Raw genomic sequence first — 22328 nt, forward strand, 5'->3', positions numbered from 1 at the left:
TGCAAAGGGGGAGAGGGGCGATGGGTATCCTTGCATTTGAGGTGCACAGCTGCGAACAAAATGTGAATGGGGGACAAAGTATGAGCAAGATTACATTTTTGGGTGCAGGCAGTACGGTGTTTGCTAAAAATGTGCTTGGCGATTGTATGTTGACACCTGCTTTGCAGGGTTTTGAACTGGCGTTGTTCGATATTGACCCTGTTAGGCTGAAGGATTCGGAAAATATTTTATCCAATTTGAAAAAAACAACGGGGAGTACCTGTGTGATCCGCTCCTACACTGACCGCAAGGAAGCACTGCGTGGAGCGGCCTATGTAGTAAATGCCATCCAGGTGGGCGGTTATGATCCGTGTACGATTACAGATTTTGAGATTCCCAAAAAATACGGACTGCGCCAAACGATTGCTGATACGGTTGGTATTGGCGGTATTTTCCGCAATTTAAGAACGATTCCGGTGATGCTCGATTTTGCGGCAGACATGCGCGAGGTGTGCCCGGATGCACTGTTTCTCAACTATACCAATCCGATGGCTGTGTTGACGAACGTGATGAACGTACACGGTGGTGTCCGTACAGTAGGGCTGTGTCATAGCGTACAGGCGTGTATACCCGAGTTGTTCAAAAGCCTCGGCTTGGAGCGGGAAGGTGTAAAGGCAAAGATCGCAGGCATCAATCATATGGCGTGGCTGCTCAAAGTGAGCAAGGATGGGGTGGATTTGTATCCTGAGATTAAAAAACGGGCTGCCGCCAGGCAGCGGGAAAAGCATCATGATATGGTACGCTTTGAAATGATGCTGAAATTCGGCTATTACATTACGGAATCGTCCGAGCATAACGCAGAGTATCATCCGTATTTTATCAAACGGGCATATCCTGAGCTAATTGAACGCTTCAATATTCCTTTGGATGAATACCCGCGCCGCTGCGTGAGCCAGATTGAACGCTGGGAGACAATGCGTGAGGAACTTTTGGGCGATCAGGATCTGCGCCATGAACGGTCGAATGAATATGCTTCTTATATATTTGAGGCAATCGAAACCAATCAGCCCTTTGCCATTGGCGGGAATGTGATGAATACAGGTTTGATTACCAATCTGCCGAAGGAAGCCTGTGTAGAGGTACCTTGTCTAGTCAATCGTAATGGGGTTACACCGACCTTTGTCGGGGATTTGCCGCCTCAATGTGCTGCACTGAACCGGACGAATATTAATACCCAGCTGTTAACGATTGAAGCTGCAATGACGGGAAAAAAAGAACACATTTACCACGCCGCTATGCTGGACCCGCACACCTCGGCTGAATTATCCATGGATGATATCGTTTCTCTGTGCGACGACCTGATTGCAGCGCACGGGACGTGGCTTCCAGCTTATGTGTAAGGGAGGCAGATGAATGGGGGGCAGGGGGCGCCAAAAGTTCGCCGGGATTCCTGCTTTGTGAGAAAAAAGTAACGTTTGATTTTTAGTCTGTTATGATTTATGATGTAAGAAATATTGGATGATGCTAGAACAATCCATAGGATATGAACTGATATTTACATAGTTTTTGCGCGTGAAGCACACGGGCTGTTTCTTCCTTCATAGGGGAGAGGCAGCCCTTTTTTGTTGAGATTTTGCGGAAGATATAAGTTAAATAAGGAGGCCATTCTATGATTTAGAGGGAGAGGTTTCTCATAGGAAATGATTTTTAGAGTAGTTATATTAGTTATTTTTCTTATAGATTTTGTAATTGGGAAACCCTATAATATATAAGTTGTATCCAGTATTTTCCGAAAGTGGGGATGCGATAAGTTTATAAGTTTATGAGATTAGAGATGATATACATAGTTTGAAAGTTTAAGCAGACAAAGGGGATCGAGAGATGAGTATGAAAAAATGGGTGTTGAGTTTGACCGCAGTCGCGTTGCTATGGGGCGGGACAAGTACGATTCCAACGACGGAGGCGGCAAGTAGCACCAAACCAATTGAAGTCTTATTAAATGCAAAAAAAATACAGTTCCCGGATGCCAAACCTTTTCAAGATGGTAACGATTATGTAATGGTTCCAATCCGGTTTGTATCCGAGGCATTGGGTGCTAAGGTGGGCTGGGAGAAAACAGGCGGCCAATTAGCTGTGTCGATAAAAAATGATGCACATGCCGTTAATATGACAGTGGGGCAAAACACCGCTACCGTGGATGGGCAAACCAAAACGTATGAAACGAAGATTATTTTGAAGCAAAACCGTACTTTTGTACCACTGCGGTTAGTGAGTGAGGGTTTGGGACAGACGGTAGAATGGGATAAGGTCAGCCACTGGGTCTGGATTGGGAAGAAGGAAATCGCTGCGTTAGAGGATACAGGGCATCAGGCAGTGAGTATTGAGCCGTATAAAAAGGCGTTTACAACAAAATCGTATCTTTTAGAAAATGCAGATGGCGAAAAATACAGTAAGGTACTAATTTTTAAATCATCTGACTTACCAGTGAGGCTTCTGCGTGATTTATATTCCATTGAGCCGTATACTAACGACAAAGGCACAACATATATGAAAATGAGGGTTAGAACTACTTCTTCAGCAGGTGGAATTTTTTATATCACAAACAATAATGAAATCAGATATCGCTATCCTGTACTTGATCTAACTAGCAACAATGGAGATGGAACAAAAACGTTGTATTACCCTATTTATTCCTCAAGAGATGAATTGTTTGATAAAGTTAAAAATTATAAATCATTCAAAATAAATGATATTAAATATATTGGGTTTGATGGCTGGTCAGATAAATATATCCCGTTGATGGTGAATTCATGAGAAGGAAATTAGATTGTATGAAGAAGACCAAACACCTTCTGATTGCACTTTTGGTGGGGTTACTGTTATTTTTTCAGTTCCCACCATTCTCTTTTCCTACTAACATGGTGGCGGCAGATACAGAAATCACGCCACTCTCTTATTTTCCAGATAAGAACAATCGTTACTTTGTTGGGATGATGTACTTTGATATGTGGAAGAACACCGCTGGGGAATGGGTAACACAAAAAAAACAACCGAATAAACATATGTATGGGGAAGCTACCTTTACGTACAAATTTCAATTTCCAGGTCGTAAAATTAAAAGTGTCGAAGCGAGTTTATATGAACCTAAAATAAATAAAGAGAATCTTGACTATAAAAAGTATTTCTCAAAATCAAGATCCGATAACTATGAAGATTATCGACGAGCTATCAGTGGTGATTCAACGAGCAATAGTAGCAAAACAAGTAATGAAATTCGTCCCTTTCAAAAACAAGGTATTGGTACCGACACTACAGTTATCCCCGTAACCGTAAATATGCTTCTGGATGCGGAAGAACCTTTAAATATTAAAGACGAGTCTTGCCCTACCTGTGCCAAAGAAGTAGAAGCTTGGCGCATTTACCAGCCCATCCTGTTCAAAATCGAACTAGAGAGCGCACTCATCGTCAAGCATTTTACAACTGACGGAAAGTCACTTAACAACGTATTTAAACCAATAGAAGATGAGCTAAAACCTAATCAACCGTATGATTTCACCCCGCCAACCAATCCGAAATATGAGTATGTGGGTTACAAGAAAAGCACGACAGGTAAACCGCCAAGCGGAGATATTTTGCCGGGGATTGTACCTGGGTTTACCTATGACGGTTCTTTTGAACAGTTTACCGCTTACTTGTATTACAAAGAAGCTCAGGGCTGTCCGAAGCCTGGAGAAAGCCAAGAGGGAGCGCCCTCAAATTGCCAAGATAATGAACAGCCAACGAAAGGTGTTGTCTGCTCCCGTCCCGTTCCAGGTCTGCGCTTGGAAACTGCCGAGTTGGACCCAGTAGTATCTGCCGTGATCAAAGCGGACCAGCGTGGTCGGGAACGATTTGACGTATCCAAAGGTATTCCTACCTCTGAAAGCCTGTACGGTCATGTGCAAGCCAAGAGATACCTTTTTCAACATAAGTTTGTGAACATGACGGGTCAGTGTACATATACGGTGAACGTAAAACGGGAATATCGGTTGACCTGGCGGCCTAAGAAAAAATCTCGCCGGAATGAGACGGTGAAGCGAACTTATACTTACCAAATCGTCCGTCCGTACTCCTATTGGAAAATAGACAATTTGGAGGTATATGGTATCAAAGAGGCTACGCTCCGAAACTATGCGTTACCCAATGAAGCAATCACCCTGCGTCCGCAATCCTATACTCCCCCTTCTTATATTGCGGCGACCCAGGGTAACTTTTATCCGCTCCCTGCACCAGGGACAGTGGATGGAGGTAGTCGTAGCAAAAACGGCGGCAGCAGCAAGCCCAGTGTGCCTGATGATCGCAGTGTACTGAAATCTAAGGCAGAGGAGGCAGTTAAGGAAATCGAAGTGGAGAACGATACTTTGACCTTTGAAAACAAGATCATTATGAATCCAGAGCGCGTCAAGGTAAATGGCCCTAAACCAGGTGTGATTCCCTCTTCCGGAGCAATTGGGGCTGATGTGCTGTACAGTCCGAATCATGTGATTGATAAGCATAAGATGAATAAGCCCAACACGCCCAGCAGTGGTGACATCACTTACGCTATTCTCAAAGGAAATATCAATGGAGGTGCGGATAAAACGTTGCCGATACAGGGGATCAATACAGTGACTGTCCACACTCCCGTAGTGAATCTGTCTACAGTGTCGGATGATGCTGCTCATAATCAGAAAACCCAACCTACGAAGGGACGATCCGCACTTATTTTGGAGCGTCCTTTCCGAGTCACGATTTCGACAGCAGGTCCGCATTTGAATATTCCCGGCTATGGTGATCGGGAGTATGCCAAATATGTACGAACCAAGCAGGTGCGCTTTCCATTCGATGTGTACGACAAAGGAAAGACGCATTTTTATCCGCGAGGTACCTGGATCGACATTCCGGTACTACAGCTGGACACAGACTTTTATTTGCCCGTATGGGTCGATGAAGGCAATTATACAGTCGAGTTCCGCACCATTGCCGAAAATGCACCGGATGGATTCACCGAGCAGCACCATGCCAACACAAATCTCGCTCATCATGTTGCCAATGATGTGGTGAATATTGAGGTCATCGGACGGATGTATGATTTTCATATCACGGATATTGCAGATTACCATTGGGAGCGTGTATTTCGACTGCAAAAAGGAAGCCCACTGCATAGTGGCCTGTCCTATTGGACAGGGCTTGGCAATATTGACGGGTTGCCTAGAGGGAACCCGGAGCCCTTCACATTGCCCATTCGCCCCGGCAGTCATCCATTTGAAGGTTACGCAAATGTGGCGGTCAAGACAGGCTATCATTTCAAGTTTGACCTCAAAACCAAAGGCAATATGTTCAGCGCCCGGGATGGAATTCGCATTACCCCTTCATTTTATTGGGTGAGCAAAAATGGGCGACAGCGGGAAGAGGTAGATCTGTATACACATGCAGGCAGTCAAAAATTTATCCGTGTAGGATCGGCGGAGGACCGGGAGAAGCGATATGTTATTTTGAATGAACGACTACGCAATGTCCCTATGGAGGAAATGCAGAATACAGCAGCCTACCAATATCAACATGGACTGAGTGAAGCAGAGCGGAGTCAGTTAACGCTGGAACGTTATGTGGCGCTGTATGCCCAGCGTATCACACGCAGCAAGACCTGGGTTGGACGCTACGACTGGCTGGTGCTGCCTGCGGCTGTACGTACCTTGATCGGTCCTAAGACAGACCTGCCGGAGGGGGTGGATGCCGATCGTGCGAATGCGGCGATTCAGCGCTGGTATGGCGAGTATAGTCTGCCTGCCGATGTGTACGCGGTCACCAAAGGGACGGATTTACGTAATGTAAGCCGAGAGAGGGAGTTAAACGAACATACAGATCTATTCAAGAAGACAGGCTTTATAGTGGTTCGTTTTAATTTGGAATCGCTCCGTCAGGGGGACACCGAGCATCCACATTTGCAATATATCAATGGCCCGCTTTTGAACCAATGGCAACTGGAAGGATATCGCAGAGAGATAAAGGACCCATACGGACACACCTTTCATTTACAGGATGGGGATATAGTATTTTATCATGCAGACCAGTCTAGTCGGGACGACTTCAATTCCTTTGTCCCTCACTAATTAGGAGATATACCAATTAAGGGTAAACTAAACCTATCCTTGACGATGTTGTACAAGCTTGACAAGCTCCTGTGTAGAGCGCTCGGTCGCTTTCCAGCTTTTTTACCGATGCTCCCTTACTGTGCAGGTGCAATGTGAGCGGATAATTGAAGCCACTCAGCACTAGTATAATCAGTAGAACCAGTAAAGTAAGCAGGGGAAGGAATGGCTTAACGTAAAGTAAACAAAACGAGCAAGCCTGGATTCTCTTTTAGGCTTGCTCGCTTCTTGCATCGACGTTATTGGGCTGGCACGGGAATGGTCATTTCGAGTTCCTTAATGTATGTTTTATCTCCGTTTTTATATTTCCCGTCGGCTCCCTTGCCTTGACCGACAACACTCCAATTAGAGGGATCGACTGTAAATGTATATGGTTTGATCGTCACATATTGGGGTTTGCTGCCTATAGCACTGTACAGCTCATCAATATGATACTTCGTTCTAGGCTTGCTATGATAGAAGCCGACTCTCCGTTGCTGAAGCGTTTTCCCCTGATCATCTACGATGTCATAATACATCATGGATGGAGCGTACTTTCCTGTCTGCTTGGTAGATGCAGGCACTTGACCTTCGCTGTCTAGCACCAGCCGGGTTGTACGGGAGGTAAGATCGAGCTGTTTGACTGTATAACTGAAATCCCCACTCTTTTGGGTTTTATTTGGCTTGATACTCACCATATTACCGTCCTTTTTAACAGGGACTTTAAACTCAAAAGGCTTGCTGATTCTGGTAACTCCTACCTGGATAGTCATTTCAAACTCGTCTGGAAGTGCATCCAACTGATTGTATTCAGCTTCTACGGCGTTCTTTTGAGATACTTTATCTCCGAACATGCCCAAGCTTTTAAATTCCTTTCCATCGATCAGAATTTCAGGCCTCTTGATATAGCCCTTCTTTTGATCTTTCTCAGGAACCATATATTTCTTGAGGTTTTTACTGGCCTTGGCATCTTCTGGGAGGTACAGGCTCATGACTCCCTCAGGTAAATTTTTGCCTTCACGTTCGATGGAAAAGGACAAGCGTGTGCCATCATACAACACATCGCCAAGCTTCAGTGTAACCCCGTCTTGCGTCAGGCTCAGATTGGAAGAAGCGGCTTGTGCGGGTTTCGTGTTACTAGCGGCTGCTGCAATGGGTGACATATATATTGGTATTGCTGCTCCCGTTCCCAATATTGCGAAAGCCGATGTTGTAAGTATTACTCGTTTTAGAAATGCAGATTTTAAGTTTGTCTGTTGCATTAGACACATGTTCCTTTCGTAGAAATTGGTGTTATGTGAAATTCTGTATGAATCATTTGTAATTAGTTATTCAGAGGAATCTTCATTTCGAGTTCCTTGATGTACGTTTTATCACCTCTTTTAAGCTTTCCATCAGCTTCCTTGCCTTCACCAACAATGCTCCAATCAGCCGGCTTGACGGTCAAGGTGAAGGGCTTAATCGTTACGTATTTCGTATTCGGCTTAAGAGCATCATACAGCTCATCCACATGGTATTCTGTCTTAGGCTTGCTGTGAAAATAACCGAATTGGCGCTGCTTAAGCATGTCGCCCTGATCATCTACAATGTCGTAATACATCATTGTTGGCGCATACTCTCCCGTTTGCTCCGGGGAAGCAGGTACTTCACCTTTACTGTCCAACACCAGACGAGTCGTTGCTGAGGTGGATTTCAGCTCCTTCACGGTATAGCTGAAGCTGCCGCTGTTTTTTGTTTCATTCGGCTTGACAGTAATCATGGTGTTGTCTATTTTCACCGGAACCTTGAATTCATAGGGTTCATCAACACCCGTCATCGAAGTTCTGATTGTCAACTCAAACTCGTCCGGCAGGGAGTCCAACTTCGTGAACTCCCCTATGACTGAATTCATTTTTTTCGGATCATCACCATACAATTTTAGGTGAGAGTCTATATTTTTTCCATTAATCAAGACTTCGGGGAAGTATTTAAAGTATCCCTTAAGCTGATCCTTCTCAGGCACTTTATGCTTCTTTAACCATTCCTTATCGCTACTTTCAGTTTTGACATCTGTAGGCAGATAGGGACTCACAGAGCCTTCCGGCATATTCTCGCCTTGACGTTCAATAGAGAAGGACAGGCGTGTACCGTCGTACAGCACATCACTCAAGGTCAGTGTAATCCCGTCATGAGTTACAGTTTCATTAGGGTGACTGAGAATGCCCTTATCTACAGCAGTCTGAATTTCATCTGCACTCAAACCATAAAAAATACCGCCGATTCCGGGAATTTGCTTGAGTGTGGCCGCCATTGTGGGTGATACAAACCCGGCGCCTACCACTCCTGCCCCTAATATGCCAATTACGGATGCCGCCAGAACAGCCCGTTTTGCAAATTTCGATTTCGTCGTCTTTCTTTGCATGGCTCTTTTTTCAATCTCCTTCATAATTTGATCACTCATACTGCCTCTGGGCATGACTGATTCATTGATCCAATCCTCCAACTGGTCCATTTCGCGCTCATAAGGTGGTGTTGGGCGTTTGTCCATTAACAAGTCCTCCTTTGCTTCTGTGGTCCAGCAGCTTGCGCCGAAGCCGCTCATATTTTTTGCGGATGGTTGCCGACTTCAAACCCATGATGTTGCTAATCTCCTCAAAGCTGTATTGCTCAACAGCCTTCAGCAGCAGAATATGACGCTCTTCCGGTGTAAGATAAGTCAGGAGTTCTTCAATTACGCTTTTATAAGGTGATACTTGGACGATTGGATCTTGTTCCTTAACTTGTTGAACCAGTCTGAGCCAGCGGCTGTGCTTCTTTTTGATGTTCATTAAGTGATGGTAGGCCATTTTGTATAGCCATGCCGAGAAGCTGGTTTGTCTGCTGTATTGATGAAGATTCTCATAGGCTCTGATGAAAATGTCCTGAACAGCGTCCTCTGTGGCTTCATGATTCTTCAAAATATAGAAGCAGTAGGTGTACATCTGCCGCTCGAATTGTCGAATAATGATTTCGTAAGCCTGCTGTTCACCAGCCTTGACGCGCTCTACGGCCAGCTCAATCTGGCTGTGTTTATCCTGTTGATCCCCGGGGATGGTTGCCTGCAAGAGCTCACCTCCTTGTATTTATGTCTATATAACAATCGCAACGGGGCGTTTTGTGACATCATTTTTGTGAAACCTTGATAGGTATGTATGTTTTGATCACAGCTCGTCCATTTTATCATCTTATGATATTCGGATATATTCACTTCAACTAACATAGTCGGTTCACGAAATGGACTGTTAGTAGTGGTTAATGGGGACATTTTATTGAAACGAACAACAACACGGATTTGTGTAGAGAAATGCACGGATATTTAAACGCGTTTGGAGGAACGGCAAAACTATAATAATAAGGAATTTAAATTATGTAAGCGCAATCATTTTGGGTGTTTGCTTGTCATCACAATACAATTGAGGAGGACGAATTGGATGGCTCAAAGGAAAGGCGCATGGCGAAAGGGAACCTTGACCGCCGCGTTGGCAGCAATGCTGGCGATGACGGGTACGACTGGGGGAGTGGCTGCAGAAGACTTGTCCGAACCCACGCTGCAGGCAGAATCATCAATCGCAGTAGAACAGAATCGTAGCGGCAGCATTCAGTTGGAAAAGCTGGATCGCGGACTGGTGGCTGCGGCGACGCAAGAGGGTGTATTTTTAAGCTGGCGGTTATTGGCCCAAGAAGTGAACGGCTACGGTTCAACAGGGCTGACAGGAGCGGACTTTAACGTATACCGTGATGGCAAGAAAATCGCAACGGTGACGGACAGCACCAATTATCTGGATAAGGAAGGAACCGGAAATGCGGTGTACAGGGTCGCTTCAGTCGTTAAAGGGAAAGAGAAGGATCGCAGTGCCAAAGTGAAGCCATGGCAGCAGGGTTATTATGAGCTTCCTCTGCAAAAGCCTGCTGATGGCGTAACACCCGCAGGTGAATCCTATACGTATTCGGCCAACGATATGAGTGTGGGGGATGTGGACGGAGACGGCCAATATGAATTTTTTGTAAAATGGGACCCATCCAACTCCAAAGATGTATCTCAGAAGGGTTATACCGGAAATACGTATGTCGATGCGTATACGTTCGAGGGCAAGCTACTGTATCGAATTGACCTCGGTGTGAATATTCGCTCAGGTGCGCACTATACACAGATGATGGTGTATGATTTTGACGGCGATGGCAAAGCCGAGCTGATGTTCAAGACGGCTCCAGGGACCAAAACGATTACTTTTGATAAAAAGGGCAAACCCAAGAAAGAAAAATATATTACCCTGCCCCGTGAGGATCGCAAAGCTGGAATTACACATAAGGATGATTATCGTTTGAGCCGCACGGATTATTATGAGCATGTGGTGAACATGTTTATGAATTGGACGAAGTATGAAGAAGTGGTCAAGGGGCAGTGGCCTGCTACGCTGGAGGAGTGTTTTGGTATTGCTCCAAAGTACAGCTACCCGTTATCCCGAAAGGATGCGGAAAGCCTGACGGATTACTTTATGGATGTGTATGCTCCTGTGCGGAGCGACAAAAACAAGCTGAGAGAATTTGAAGGCTTCATTGTGGATGGGCCGGAGTATTTGACCATTTTCAAAGGAAAAACGGGGACTGAGCTGGAGACGATTCGCTATGAGCCAGAGCGCCATGACGACGGTCTTATGTGGGGAGACTATGCTATGGCCCGGATTGAACCTGCTAACCGCGTGGATCGGTTTCTGGCAGGGGTAGCATATCTGGACGGACGTAAACCATATGCCGTATTTGCACGTGGCTATTATACGCGTTCCACCTTGGTCACTTACACGTGGGATGGTCGTCATCTCCAAAAACATTGGATGGTGGACAGTGGTTGGGCGCCAATGACCAATCCGTTTAATGATAGCCCACACGGACGGGATGGAACGGACCCGAAATTCGGCACTTTGACTACACAAGGAGCACATTCGCTGAGTGCGGCAGACGTGGATGGAGATGGCAAAGACGAAATTGTATATGGCTCCGCCACGATTGACCATGATGGTAGCCTACTGTACAGCTCATTTGATGTTATGCCTCCTGAAAGCGCAATTCCGGGCCAAACCGCCAGATTGGGACACGGCGACGCGCTGCATGTGACCGATATTGACCCTGATCGGCCAGGAAAAGAAATCTTTATGGTGCATGAAGGCGGCACCTATGCTCCTTATGGTGATTCGCTGCGGGATGCCAAAACGGGCAAAGTCCTCTACGGTGGATATTCCGGCAAGGATACAGGCCGTGGGATGGTCGGTGACATAGACCCGGATCAGCGAGGACTGGAGACTTGGGCCATAGGCTTGTGGACCGCTGCGGGCAAACAATTGGATACGAAGATGCCGGGTACCAATATGAGTATCAAATGGGCGGCTGATATGACCACACAAATCGTGAACGGGGCGATCGACGTAACCCCAACCATTGAAGATTGGAAACGAGGCACATTACTAACCGCATCAGGCACCAAAACGAACAATTATACCAAAGGAACGCCATCGTTGGTCGCTGACATTTTCGGAGATTGGCGTGAGGAAATGCTTGTCCGTACAGCGGATAGCTCAGCGATTCGTATCTATTTGAGTACCGAGCCCACAACGCATAAATTGTACACGTTGATGCATGACCCGCAGTATCGTGCGGATGTGGCGCGTCAAAATACCGGCTATAACCAGCCGTCCTACACAAGCTTTTACTTTGCATCCGATATGGATTGGGCGAACGTGCCCATTCCCAAGCTCTACACACCAAGAGCCTTGATGAATGAAGAGAGCAGTGACGAAGCGGATGAGATAGAGGCAACGGAGGTAGATGAAAAAGAAGTCGATGAAATGAAAGTTGAAGAAACGAGCATCGATGAAACGAAAGTTGATGAAACAGAAATAGGAGCGAAGGAAATAGAGGGAGAGTCAGTAGCTCCAGTAGTTCCTGTAGTTCCAGCAGAGGGTCTATAAACGACTAGCTGAAAACTAAGACTCTATCTCCGCATCCATCAGTTTAATAGACTTTGAAAAATGGCAAGTCTCTGATGATTTAGAGGCTTGCCATTTTGTATTATTAAAGTTGAAGAGTATAGACGGTTTATCTAAGGTCTGTATGGATGGTTTTTAGAACATCTTCAAAATAGCAATCTGCTGAAAGCAGCGGAGAGGACGAACGATTGCGAAAAAGCGTCAGGGTCGCCTTTGTATCCAGATTTTTACCACTAAGCTATTCAATAAAATCCAGATACAACAGCGATTGGAGCAACGTTCCGTTCGCGGAGCGTTGCAAGAACACCTTTTTTTACACTCACCAGCTACTGCAATGTCGGAGTCGATTCTCTAAATATCGGCTCTGTTCTGATATGCGTAATCTGATAAGGTCTGGAAGGATCTTTGACCCGTGCCAATAGCATCTCAGCCGCCGTAATCCCCATTTCGTTGTTGTAGATATGCACAGTGGATAAATGAGGCTCCACAATCCGGGATTCAGGAGCGTTATCAAACCCAAACACAGCAATATCTTCAGGGATTTTCAAGTTTTTATTTTTGAGCGCTTTCATGACACTGACGGCGATAAAATCATTGGCGCATACGAACGCGGACGGAAGCGCGCTCATACCCTCCAATTGTTTATCCATCCAATCTGATTCGGAGAAAAAATTTCGGTCCTGATCAACGATGCAGCAAGATAAATCCACACTTAGGCCTGCTTCGATTAAAGCACGGTTATATCCAACCCACCGCTCGTTGAAGCTTTTGCAATGTTTATAATCCCCAGCAAAACCGATCCGCGCAAATCCACGATCAATCAGGCTTTTGGTAACAAAATAAACGCTATGTTCATTTTCCATCAACAATAAATCCGCTTTCAAATCAGGACAAAAAATGTCCACCGAGCAATCAATAAAGATTGTGGGCAATCCCAAACTCGTAACGAGCTCACTATACTGTGGATCGAACATTTCAATACAAATGATTCCGTCAACCTTGGAGGCTTCAAAATTATTAGGAAGTGTTCCCGCTTGGGTTTCGTTTTCCCGCACAATATGAATCGACAAATTATACCCTTCTGCACTTATTCTTTTTTCCAGCCCACTGATCAGAAAGGAGCCAAAATGCGAGCTGTTCGGCAGATTGCATGTAAACAGGGCAATGTTACCTTGGTTCCTAGGGATGATGCTGTCTGTTTCCACATAGGCAAATTGCTTATATTTGAGCTCGATCGCTTTTTTAATGACCTTGTTCCGAGTATCAACCGGGATGCTGTCACTACCGTTAATCGCTTTGGATGCGGTGTTTCGGGAGATTCCCAAAGCATCAGCAATGTCTTGAATGGTGACTTTTTCTTTCTTCATAGACAGGTTCCACCTTCACTTAATAAATGGATTGCCTGAGAGGTACAGTTGCCTCTGACAGCTCTCCGTTCAGACCTAAAATGTATCCTAAATGTATAATAGTTCGCATAAAATAGCAATGTTAACATTGCAAATGAATAAATTATTTTTACATTTGTGAAGTTTGCTTAATAGCCTATATTTATCTTCACCGGATCAACAAATGAACTGAAATTCAAATTTATATAAGCTGGATAAAAAAATGCTCATTGAAACAGAGAGGGGAGATTAGTGCCGTATAAGTGAAGCGGTCATTGTGAATGGGGAAATTTCATATTTGGATTATAGGGTGTGATTATTTTGTTTTTTGTTACAAAGGTTCAAATTGACAATATTATTTTGGTCAAATGTAAATAAATTATTTTACAAAAGTTGTTGACGAATGATAATTCGATTTGGTAAATTGAAGATGAAAATTGTAAGCCTTTTCAAATGTGTTATACAGACGGCTATTACAGATGGGGGGAAGGCAAATGGCCAACTTGGCTAAGGCAGCTCAGAGAAATGTCGCACTGGGGGAGCAAAGGACCATTCGCAGTAAATTAGACTATATTCGCAAGAACTATTTTCTTTACGTACTGCTGGCGCCTGCGCTGATTCTTACGATTCTTTTCAAGTATGTTCCGATGTACGGGGCGATTATTGCTTTCAAGGATTTTAGCCCGCTCAAGGGGATTTGGGGAAGTGACTGGGTTGGACTGAAATACTTCACTAAATTTTTAGACTCGCCTAATTTTACAGATATTTTCTTTAATACGCTGAAACTGAGCTTCTATGGACTTGTACTCGGATTTCCTGTACCGATCCTGTTGGCGGTCATGCTGAATCAAATCCGCAAGGCGGGATTGAAAAAGAATATCCAGCTTGTTTTGTACGCTCCTAATTTTATTTCGGTCGTTGTCATTGTGGGTATGCTGTTTATTTTCTTGTCTCCGACAGGGCCCCTGAATCAAATCATTGCGTCGGTGACCGGCAATCCTGTGATCTTTATGACAGAGCCTGAATATTTTCGCTGGATTTATATCCTGTCTGGAATTTGGCAGGGGGCGGGGTGGTCTTCAATCATTTATGTAGCTGCGCTAGCTAATGTTGATCCCGAGCTGCATAATGCAGCAAGTCTGGACGGAGCCAACCTGCTTCAGCGCATATGGCATATTGATTTGCCGACGATTAAACCCATTATGGCGATTGTTTTTATCTTGGCAGCAGGAGGAATCATGTCGATCGGGTTTGAGAAGGCGTATCTCATGCAGACATCCATGAACTTGCCTACTTCTGAAATCATTCCTACCTATGTGTATAAAGTCGGCTTGCAATCCGGCAATTACGCCTATTCTGCAGCGGTCGGGCTGTTCAATTCGGTGATTAATGTGGTTTTGCTGCTGACTGTTAACTTTATCGTCAAGAAGCTCAATGAGGGAGAAGGGCTTTATTAGGAAAGGAGCCTCTTTATGCATGTCAAACATTCTAATCTGGACCGCTTCATCCTAGGTGTGAATTATATTGTGCTCACTCTAGCTGTATTGATTATCGTAGTTCCCTTAGGTTATATCGTCATAGCATCGTTTATGGACCCGACCGTTTTGTTAAGCAAAGGGCTATCCTTCCGTATTTCGGATTGGAGTGTGGAGGGTTATCGGAAAATTTTGTCCAACCCGGCGATGCTCCGTGGATTTGCCAATTCGGTGTTCTATTCTTCATGCTTCGCCTTGATCTCTGTGACGGTTTCGATTTGTGCTGGCTATGCCTTATCGGTGAACAGCTTGGTAGGGCGGAATTTCTTTATGACATTGTTTATCATCACCATGTTTTTCAGTGGAGGGCTGATTCCAACTTACCTGCTGGTCAAAAATTTAGGGATGCTGGATACCGTATGGGCCATTCTTCTTCCCGGTGCAATCAATGTGTGGGATCTGATTTTGGCCCGAACGTTCTTTAAAGGTGTACCCAATGAATTAAAAGAAGCTGCCAACGTGGACGGAGCCTCGGACTGGACCATATTTTTCAGAATCGTGCTCCCGCTGTCCAAACCCATTATTTTTGTCATTGCGCTATATGCCTTTGTCGGTCAGTGGAATTCTTATTTTGATGCCATGATTTATCTGGATAATGCACAGCTGCATCCACTTCAATTGGTGCTGAGATCCATCCTGATCCAAAATCAGACGATGCCTGGCATGATTAGTGATCAATTGGCAATGGCAGAACTGAAACGTCTTTCGGAAATGATCAAATATTCATCAATTGTCATCTCCAGTCTTCCGCTACTTGTGATGTATCCCTTTTTCCAAAAGTATTTTGAAAAGGGCGTTATGGTCGGCTCCTTAAAATAAAAGATGCCGCGCACTTCATTGCTACACGTGCATTTTACCTTTATCCGATGGAGGTCATCCAGATGAAAACAGTCAAAACTGCCTCATTTGCCGCACTGGCGGCGATCTTAGTTCTTTCCGGCTGCGGCAGCAGCAATTCCTCTAATGAGAGCGATGCAACAGATGTGAATGGAAAAGTGACGCTCAACTTTTTAACCCAAAGCTCTCCACTCGCTCCGGCAGACCCGAACGACAAGCTGATCAACAAACGGCTGGAAGAAAAAACAGGCATTCATATCCGTTGGAAGAATTTTACCAGTGATCAGTTTGTGGAAAAAAGGAATCTGGCTATTGCCAGCGGTGATTTACCGGATGCAGTGTTCGACGCGGGCTACTCGGATTACGATTTGCTCAAGCTGGCCAAAGACGGTGTCATTATTCCGGTGGAGGATTTGATTGAACAACATATGCCGAATTTTAAAAAGGTATTGGAGCAATCCCCGGAATATAAAGCGATGTTGACTGCGCCGGATGGACATATTTATTCCTTTCCGTGGATTGAAGAATTGGGAACAGGAAAAGAAGCGATCCAGTCCGTAGATGATTTGCCATGGATTAATGTGGAGTGGCTGAACAAGCTGGGCTTGTCCATGCCGACAACGACCGAAGAGCTGAAGCAGGTCTTGATTGCCTTTAAAACAAAGGACCCCAACGGCAACGGGCAGGCGGACGAGATTCCGTTATCGTTTATAGACAAACCCGGCGGCGAGGATTTGGCCTTTTTATACGGGGCGTTTGGGCTTGGAGAGAACTGGGATCATACAGTAGTGACGAACGATGGGAAAGTCGTTTTTACGGCAGCGGATAACGGATATAAGGAAGCCATCAAATATATTCATGATTTATACAAGGAAGGGCTGGTGGACATAGAGTCTTCCCAGCAGGATTGGAACACTTATCTGGCCAAAGGGAAGGATCACCGCTATGGTCTGTACTTTACATGGGATAAGGCTAATATTACAGGCCCGAATAAAAAATACGATCTCATGCCGCCGCTGGCTGGACCGGATGGACGTGTGAATGTTACACGGACGAATGGCATCGGCTTCGATCGCGGGCGCATGGTGATCACCAGTGCTAATAAGAAGCTGGAAGCGACCGCCAAGTGGATTGACCAGCTGTATGATCCGATCCAGTCCATACAGAACAACTGGGGAACTTATGGGGATACGAAGCAGAAAAATATCTTTGAGTATGATGAGGCAAAGGGAATGTTGAAGCATCTGCCGCTGGAAGGCTCGGCTCCGGTGGAAATCAGACAAAAGACGAACATTGGCGGACCGTTAGCTGTATTGGATGAATACTACGGAAAATACACAACCCAGCCAGAAGATGCGACATGGCGATTGGGTTTGCTCAAAAAGGTGATGGTTCCCCATATGCAAGCAGATCATAATTACCCTAAGGTGTTTTTCTCTATAGATGAGCTGGACCGCTTATCGACCATTGAAACCGATCTATTCGCCTACGTTCTCCGCAAACGTACGGAATGGTACCAGAATGGCAAGGTCGAAGAGGAGTGGCCGGAATATTTGCAGGAACTGAACAGTCTGGGATTACAGGAATGGTTGCAAATCAAACAGGCGGGCTATGACAGAAACGCAAGTAAATGATTCTTTTTTCGAGGGAGATGGAATATATGAACGTTGTTAGGCAAGAGAAATACCGCCCATCCTATCACTTTTCACCGAAAAACGGATGGATGAATGATCCGAACGGAATGGTTTATTTTGAAGGACGTTATCATTTGTTTTATCAGCATCATCCATTCGGCACAACGTGGGGTCCTATGCATTGGGGGCATGCGGTCAGTACTGATTTGGTGAACTGGGAGGAGCGGCCGATTGCTTTGGAGCCGGATGGGCTAGGAACGATTTTTTCCGGGAGCGCCGTGGTGGATGAGCGGGATACGTCCGGTTTTTTTGAAGGCAAGCCGGGTTTGGTAGCTATTTTCACTCATCATTATTCGCTTCCAAACACGGATCAGATACGCCAATACCAGAGCCTCGCCTATAGTACAGATTCAGGTGAAAGCTGGATTAAATATGCGGGCAACCCGGTACTGGAGGATGAGCATTGCATTGATTTTCGTGACCCCAAAGTGTTCTGGCATGAGCCTACAGAGCAGTGGGTGATGGTGCTGGCCTGCGGTCAGACGGTTCGAATCTATCATTCTCCGAATCTGAAGGAATGGGTGTTTGCCAGTGAATTTGGACACGGCATCGGTAGCCATGACGGTGTGTGGGAATGTCCGGATTTATTTCCGTTATGGGTTGATGGGGAGAGGTCACAGGTAAAGTGGGTTATGCTCGTAAGTATCGGTGATCATCCGGAGATTCGGGAAGGGTCCAGAACACAGTATTTTACGGGTGAATTTGATGGGACGACATTTGTGGCAGATGTGGAAAGTGAAAAAGTCCGCTGGCTCGATTATGGCAGAGATAACTACGCAGGTGTGTGCTGGTCGGATATCCCGGCAGAGGACGGACGACGCCTGTTTATGGGCTGGATGAGCAACTGGAGATATGCCAATCAGACCCCGACGGAACGCTGGAGAGGTGCCATGTCCATTCCGCGTGAACTCGCACTGGAAACGAGAAAGGGCACAGTGGCACTTATTCAGCGCCCTGTTCGGGAACTGGAGGGATTAAGAACTCCTGTCCTGTCACTCACAGAGCCATCTTGGGAGGAAGTGCGGAACGCATTGTCTGCCCTGCAACTGGATTGCTACGAACTTGTGGCTGAATTTGCAACTACCGGAGACTTTGGCTTTAAGGTGCGGGTATCGGATGAACAAGAGACACTCGTCGGTTATACTTCCGCCGCGCAGGAAGTATACGTCGACCGGACACGGTCAGGCTGTTCGGATTTTCATGAAGACTTTGCAGTCAGACATGGGACCTCACTAGGAATCTTACCAGATCGAATGGACATCCGCCTCTATGTGGATCGCTCGTCTATTGAAGTGTTTTTCGATCGCGGACAGGTAGCCATTACCGATTTAATATTTCCTGACGCAGAAGCTAAGGGGCTTGAAATATTCCCATCGGAAGAGCAGGACACTTTATTTTCGCTGGAGCTTTATGCGCTGAAATGAGATTTTCTTCATAATCCATACTGGAAGGTAGGAAATTGGCGATGAGGATAAAGCTCACAAACACGCGAATGAACCTGACGGACTGGCAGATTAAAGGACAGGGACATATTGAAGATAACGTTCAGGGACTTTTACTAAGATCGGAGCCACAGGAAAATGTGATGGCTATGTCTGCAACCATGTCTGAGGATTTTACTTTTGAAGCAGATGTAATGGTCACAGACCTACAGGCGGATGCTGCCCTAGTATTTCGTTCCAGTAGGGATGGATGGTTTTCCTATATGCTTCAAATTGTGCCGTCCGCCGGGTTGGTGCGGCTACGGGATGCTGCTGGAGATATCGAAAGGCTCAAAGAGGAACGGCCAATAGAATTACAAAAAGGAGATATTTATCATCTCAAGGTGAAGGTGGAAGGTCCTCATCTTAAAGTGTACTGGGATGAAGGATATCACCCGATTATAGATGTGGTCGATACGACGTATACATCAGGATATTTGGGACTGAATGTCTGGAATGGGGCGGCATTATTTCAGAACATTCAAGTCAGTGATATGGATACGAATGTAGGTGAAATGCTTTTGATCCGTGGGAAATGGCAACCGGACCTAAAAGGGCAGAGAGCCGAGGAAACAAGTATGGAAGGTGCGCTCAAAATATACGATACCGCAGCTGCTGACCTGGTGATGGAAGGCAGTGTGACGCTGAATTCTTCTCAACCGGGAATGGAAGCAGGACTATTTTTCAGAGGGAATCAGAAGGGAACAGAGGGATATGTTGCTTCTGTGCAAGGTGAGGATCATCAGGTTCGGGTACATCTGAAAAAGGCGAACGGAACGTTGGTTGCAAGCTCGGCTATGCCGTATCTGGATACATCGGGCAGTAAACACAGTTTGGAAATCATCGCACATGGAGAGCGGATTCGCGTGTTTGTAGATGGCTACACGCCTGCGGCGATTGACATCGTGGATAACAGTTATTCCAGTGGTTTTATAGGTATAAAGGCAACTGGGGGAACGGCATATTTTCAGGATCTCTACCTTACCCCTGTCTCGAATTACTATACAGAAAAATATCGTCCGCAGTATCATTATTCTCCTGCCAGAGGTTCAGCCAGTGATCCGAACGGATTGGTTTATTTTGAGGGGGAATATCACCTGTTCCATCAGGATGGTGGACAGTGGGCACATGCGGTCAGTCTGGATTTGCTGGATTGGAAAAGGCTTCCCTTGGCATTAAAGTGGAATGATTTGGGCCATATCTGGTCCGGCTCGGCTGTAGCTGATCTCACCAATACTTCCGGCTTGTTCAGCGACTATGGCGGGAAAGGGCTGGTTGCTTATTACACCTCCTATAATCCCGATCAGCCCAAGGGAAACCAGAGAATTGGCCTTGCTTACAGCACAGACCGAGGACGGACATGGCAATACTCAGAAGACCGTTCGATTGTAATAGAGAATCCGGGCCAAAGTGAAAATGATCCCGGTAACTGGGATTTTCGTGACCCGAAAGTAGTATGGGATGAAGCGCATCAGCGCTGGATTATGGTCGTGTCGGGAGGTGACCATATCCGTTTCTTTACCTCCGCCAATTTATTAGATTGGAGCTGGACGGATAACTTTGGCTACGGTGATTATATACGGGGTGGGGTATGGGAGTGTCCTGATTTATTCCCGCTTCCGGTAGACAAAGGCAACACCTCTAAATGGGTGCTGATGATTAGCACTGGAGCCAGCACGAACACTCAAGGCTCGGATGCGGAATATTTTATCGGTGAACTGACGTCTGATGGAAAATTTCAAAATGATCTTCCGCCGGGGAAGGTGCTGAAAACCGATTGGGGCAAGGAATTCTATGCCTCGATGTCCTTCACCAATATACCCGGCGGGCGGCGTATCATGCTGGCATGGATGACGAATTGGGACTACCCGTTCAGCTTTCCGACTTCGTCCTGGAAGGGGCAGTTCAGCATCGCTAGAGAGTTATCGCTAAAAACGACCCGTGAAGGTATCCGCTTGATACAGCATCCGATATCCGAACTGACTTCGCTGCGTTCCCATTTATTTTCATTAGACCATGAGAGTATCACGGAATCTTCTCCGAATATACTGGAAGGCTTGAATGCGGGGGCCTATGAGATTGAAGCGGAGTTCGAATTCCCTTCCGTTGGGATGGCATCGACTTTTGGATTTTACGTACGGGAAGGCGGTGAGCAAAGAACGGCAGTCGGCTATAAAACAGATGTACAACAGATGTTTGTAAACCGTGCTGATTCAGGGTTTGCCGATTTCTCTCCCCTGTTTTCAACGTTTCATGAAGCATCGCTGGCACCCGTCGGGAATCGGATTCAAATGCGTATATTTGTGGACGAATCCTCAGTTGAGGTGTTTGGTAATCATGGGGAAGTCGTATTTTCTGATCTCATTTTTCCAGATTCGGCGCGTAGAGGGATGAGCTTCTATACCCAAGGTGGTGAAGTAAAAGTTGTTTCTCTTCGAGTGTATGCGCTACGCAATAGCTGGAGGGTTACAGAGGCTTCACCCATCAGACTGATGATGGATTACACTCAGCTGGAGCTTGCGGAAGGACAGTCCAAACGTCTGTATGCGAGTGTGGAGGACCATTCCGGGAGAAAAGGACATTTGCTGAATTGGGAATCCAGCAATCCCGCAGTCGTCAAGGTGATCGTGTCAAATGAGGGCTTTGCGACCGTGGAGGCACTTTTCCCTGGAGAAGCTGTTGTTACAGCCTCCATCCCGGGAGATACGGTAAGAGCAAGTACCTCTGTTACCGTACACGGCGGGATGTTTTATACCAACCTTTCAGGTTGGAAGCCGGATGTCTCTGCATCCCGCTGGATGGTGACGGCAGATGGTATGCGCGGAAGCTATATCAGCGATGCGAATTATATGGCTTCTGAACAGGCGAAAGATTTTACGTATGAGGCTGATATGAAGCTGGATGGGAATGGGAGTGCTGGTTCCATGATTTTCCGTGCCAACGCGGACGGGTCGAGTGGCTATTATTTGAATTTGGATCCGAACATGAAATCTATTCGCCTTTTTTATAAAAAAGAAGGGCGATTCGAGGAACAACAGGTGCTGACCAAGGTTCCAAGATTTGTACTTCCGGGAGTAACCTATCATATCAAAATCCAAGCAAAAGGATTACGCCTTCGTATAGAGATAGACGATGAACAGGTAATTGACTTGGAAGATGGTACGTTTGCCGCAGGGCATTTTGGCATTAATGTATTTGGAGGGCAAGCTTTTTACCAAAATGTAAGGGTCGAAAAAGTCTGATTTGAATTTCGTATTTTTGAAAGAGAG

General features: G+C 45.8%; 13 protein-coding genes. 9 read left to right on the forward strand and 4 right to left on the reverse strand.

Annotated features, from left to right (window positions below; genetic code table 11):
- The first annotated feature begins 80 nt into the window (after window positions 1-80).
- The 3 genes from PPM_RS05085 (at window position 81) to PPM_RS05095 (ending at window position 6110) form a co-directional block, all read left to right on the forward strand.
- A complete protein-coding gene (locus tag PPM_RS05085; protein WP_043886092.1) occupies window positions 81-1379 on the forward strand; it encodes an alpha-glucosidase/alpha-galactosidase in 1299 nt (432 codons plus the stop codon).
- Between the two features lie 481 nt (window positions 1380-1860).
- The gene (locus PPM_RS05090) at window positions 1861-2793 is read left to right on the forward strand and encodes a copper amine oxidase N-terminal domain-containing protein (protein WP_013369658.1); all 933 of its coding nucleotides are present in this window, start codon (window positions 1861-1863) and stop codon (window positions 2791-2793) included.
- Between the two features lie 17 nt (window positions 2794-2810).
- The gene (locus tag PPM_RS05095) at window positions 2811-6110 is read left to right on the forward strand and encodes a DUF5704 domain-containing protein (RefSeq protein WP_043885886.1); all 3300 of its coding nucleotides are present in this window, start codon (window positions 2811-2813) and stop codon (window positions 6108-6110) included.
- 278 nt (window positions 6111-6388) lie between these two features.
- On the opposite strand, the gene PPM_RS05100 is transcribed toward PPM_RS05095, so the two are convergent.
- From PPM_RS05100 to PPM_RS05110, 3 genes are all read right to left on the reverse strand, one after another.
- The gene (locus tag PPM_RS05100; RefSeq protein ID WP_014599517.1) at window positions 6389-7390 is read right to left on the reverse strand and encodes a DUF5643 domain-containing protein; all 1002 of its coding nucleotides are present in this window, start codon (window positions 7388-7390) and stop codon (window positions 6389-6391) included.
- Between the two features lie 62 nt (window positions 7391-7452).
- Complete coding sequence (locus PPM_RS05105; protein ID WP_013369661.1) at window positions 7453-8655, reverse strand: DUF4179 domain-containing protein; 1203 nt, start codon at window positions 8653-8655, stop codon at window positions 7453-7455.
- Entirely contained in the window at window positions 8627-9211 is a 585-nt protein-coding gene (locus PPM_RS05110) for an RNA polymerase sigma factor (protein WP_013369662.1), read from the reverse strand. Before PPM_RS05110 ends, PPM_RS05105 begins: the two co-directional genes overlap by 29 nt.
- A 366-nt stretch (window positions 9212-9577) precedes the next feature.
- Between PPM_RS05110 and PPM_RS05115 the strand changes: the two genes are divergently transcribed.
- Window positions 9578-12109, forward strand: a complete 2532-nt coding sequence (locus tag PPM_RS05115; RefSeq protein WP_013369663.1) for a rhamnogalacturonan lyase — start codon at window positions 9578-9580, stop codon at window positions 12107-12109.
- Between the two features lie 344 nt (window positions 12110-12453).
- Here PPM_RS05115 and PPM_RS05120 read toward each other — a convergent pair whose 3' ends face one another.
- Window positions 12454-13494, reverse strand: a complete 1041-nt coding sequence (locus PPM_RS05120; RefSeq protein ID WP_013369664.1) for a substrate-binding domain-containing protein — start codon at window positions 13492-13494, stop codon at window positions 12454-12456.
- A 512-nt stretch (window positions 13495-14006) separates the two neighbouring features.
- Here PPM_RS05120 and PPM_RS05125 point away from each other — a divergent pair.
- The 5 genes from PPM_RS05125 to PPM_RS05145 all read left to right on the forward strand — a co-directional run bounded on the left by PPM_RS05125 (window position 14007) and on the right by PPM_RS05145 (window position 22301).
- Window positions 14007-14969: an ABC transporter permease gene (locus PPM_RS05125; protein WP_013369665.1), complete on the forward strand. Its 963-nt coding sequence runs from the start codon at window positions 14007-14009 to the stop codon at window positions 14967-14969.
- A gap of 15 nt (window positions 14970-14984) precedes the next feature.
- Complete coding sequence (locus tag PPM_RS05130) at window positions 14985-15866, forward strand: carbohydrate ABC transporter permease (RefSeq protein ID WP_013369666.1); 882 nt, start codon at window positions 14985-14987, stop codon at window positions 15864-15866.
- A 62-nt stretch (window positions 15867-15928) separates the two neighbouring features.
- A complete protein-coding gene (locus PPM_RS05135; protein WP_013369667.1) occupies window positions 15929-17518 on the forward strand; it encodes an ABC transporter substrate-binding protein in 1590 nt (529 codons plus the stop codon).
- A 26-nt stretch (window positions 17519-17544) separates the two neighbouring features.
- The gene (locus PPM_RS05140; RefSeq protein ID WP_013369668.1) at window positions 17545-19002 is read left to right on the forward strand and encodes a glycoside hydrolase family 32 protein; all 1458 of its coding nucleotides are present in this window, start codon (window positions 17545-17547) and stop codon (window positions 19000-19002) included.
- 41 nt (window positions 19003-19043) lie between these two features.
- Window positions 19044-22301 carry a GH32 C-terminal domain-containing protein gene (locus PPM_RS05145; RefSeq protein ID WP_013369669.1) on the forward strand — a complete coding sequence of 1086 codons (3258 nt, stop codon included), beginning with the start codon at window positions 19044-19046 and terminating at the stop codon, window positions 22299-22301.
- The last annotated feature ends 27 nt before the right edge of the window (window positions 22302-22328 follow it).

This window comes from Paenibacillus polymyxa M1, assembly GCF_000237325.1.
Taxonomy (GTDB): domain Bacteria; phylum Bacillota; class Bacilli; order Paenibacillales; family Paenibacillaceae; genus Paenibacillus; species Paenibacillus polymyxa_C.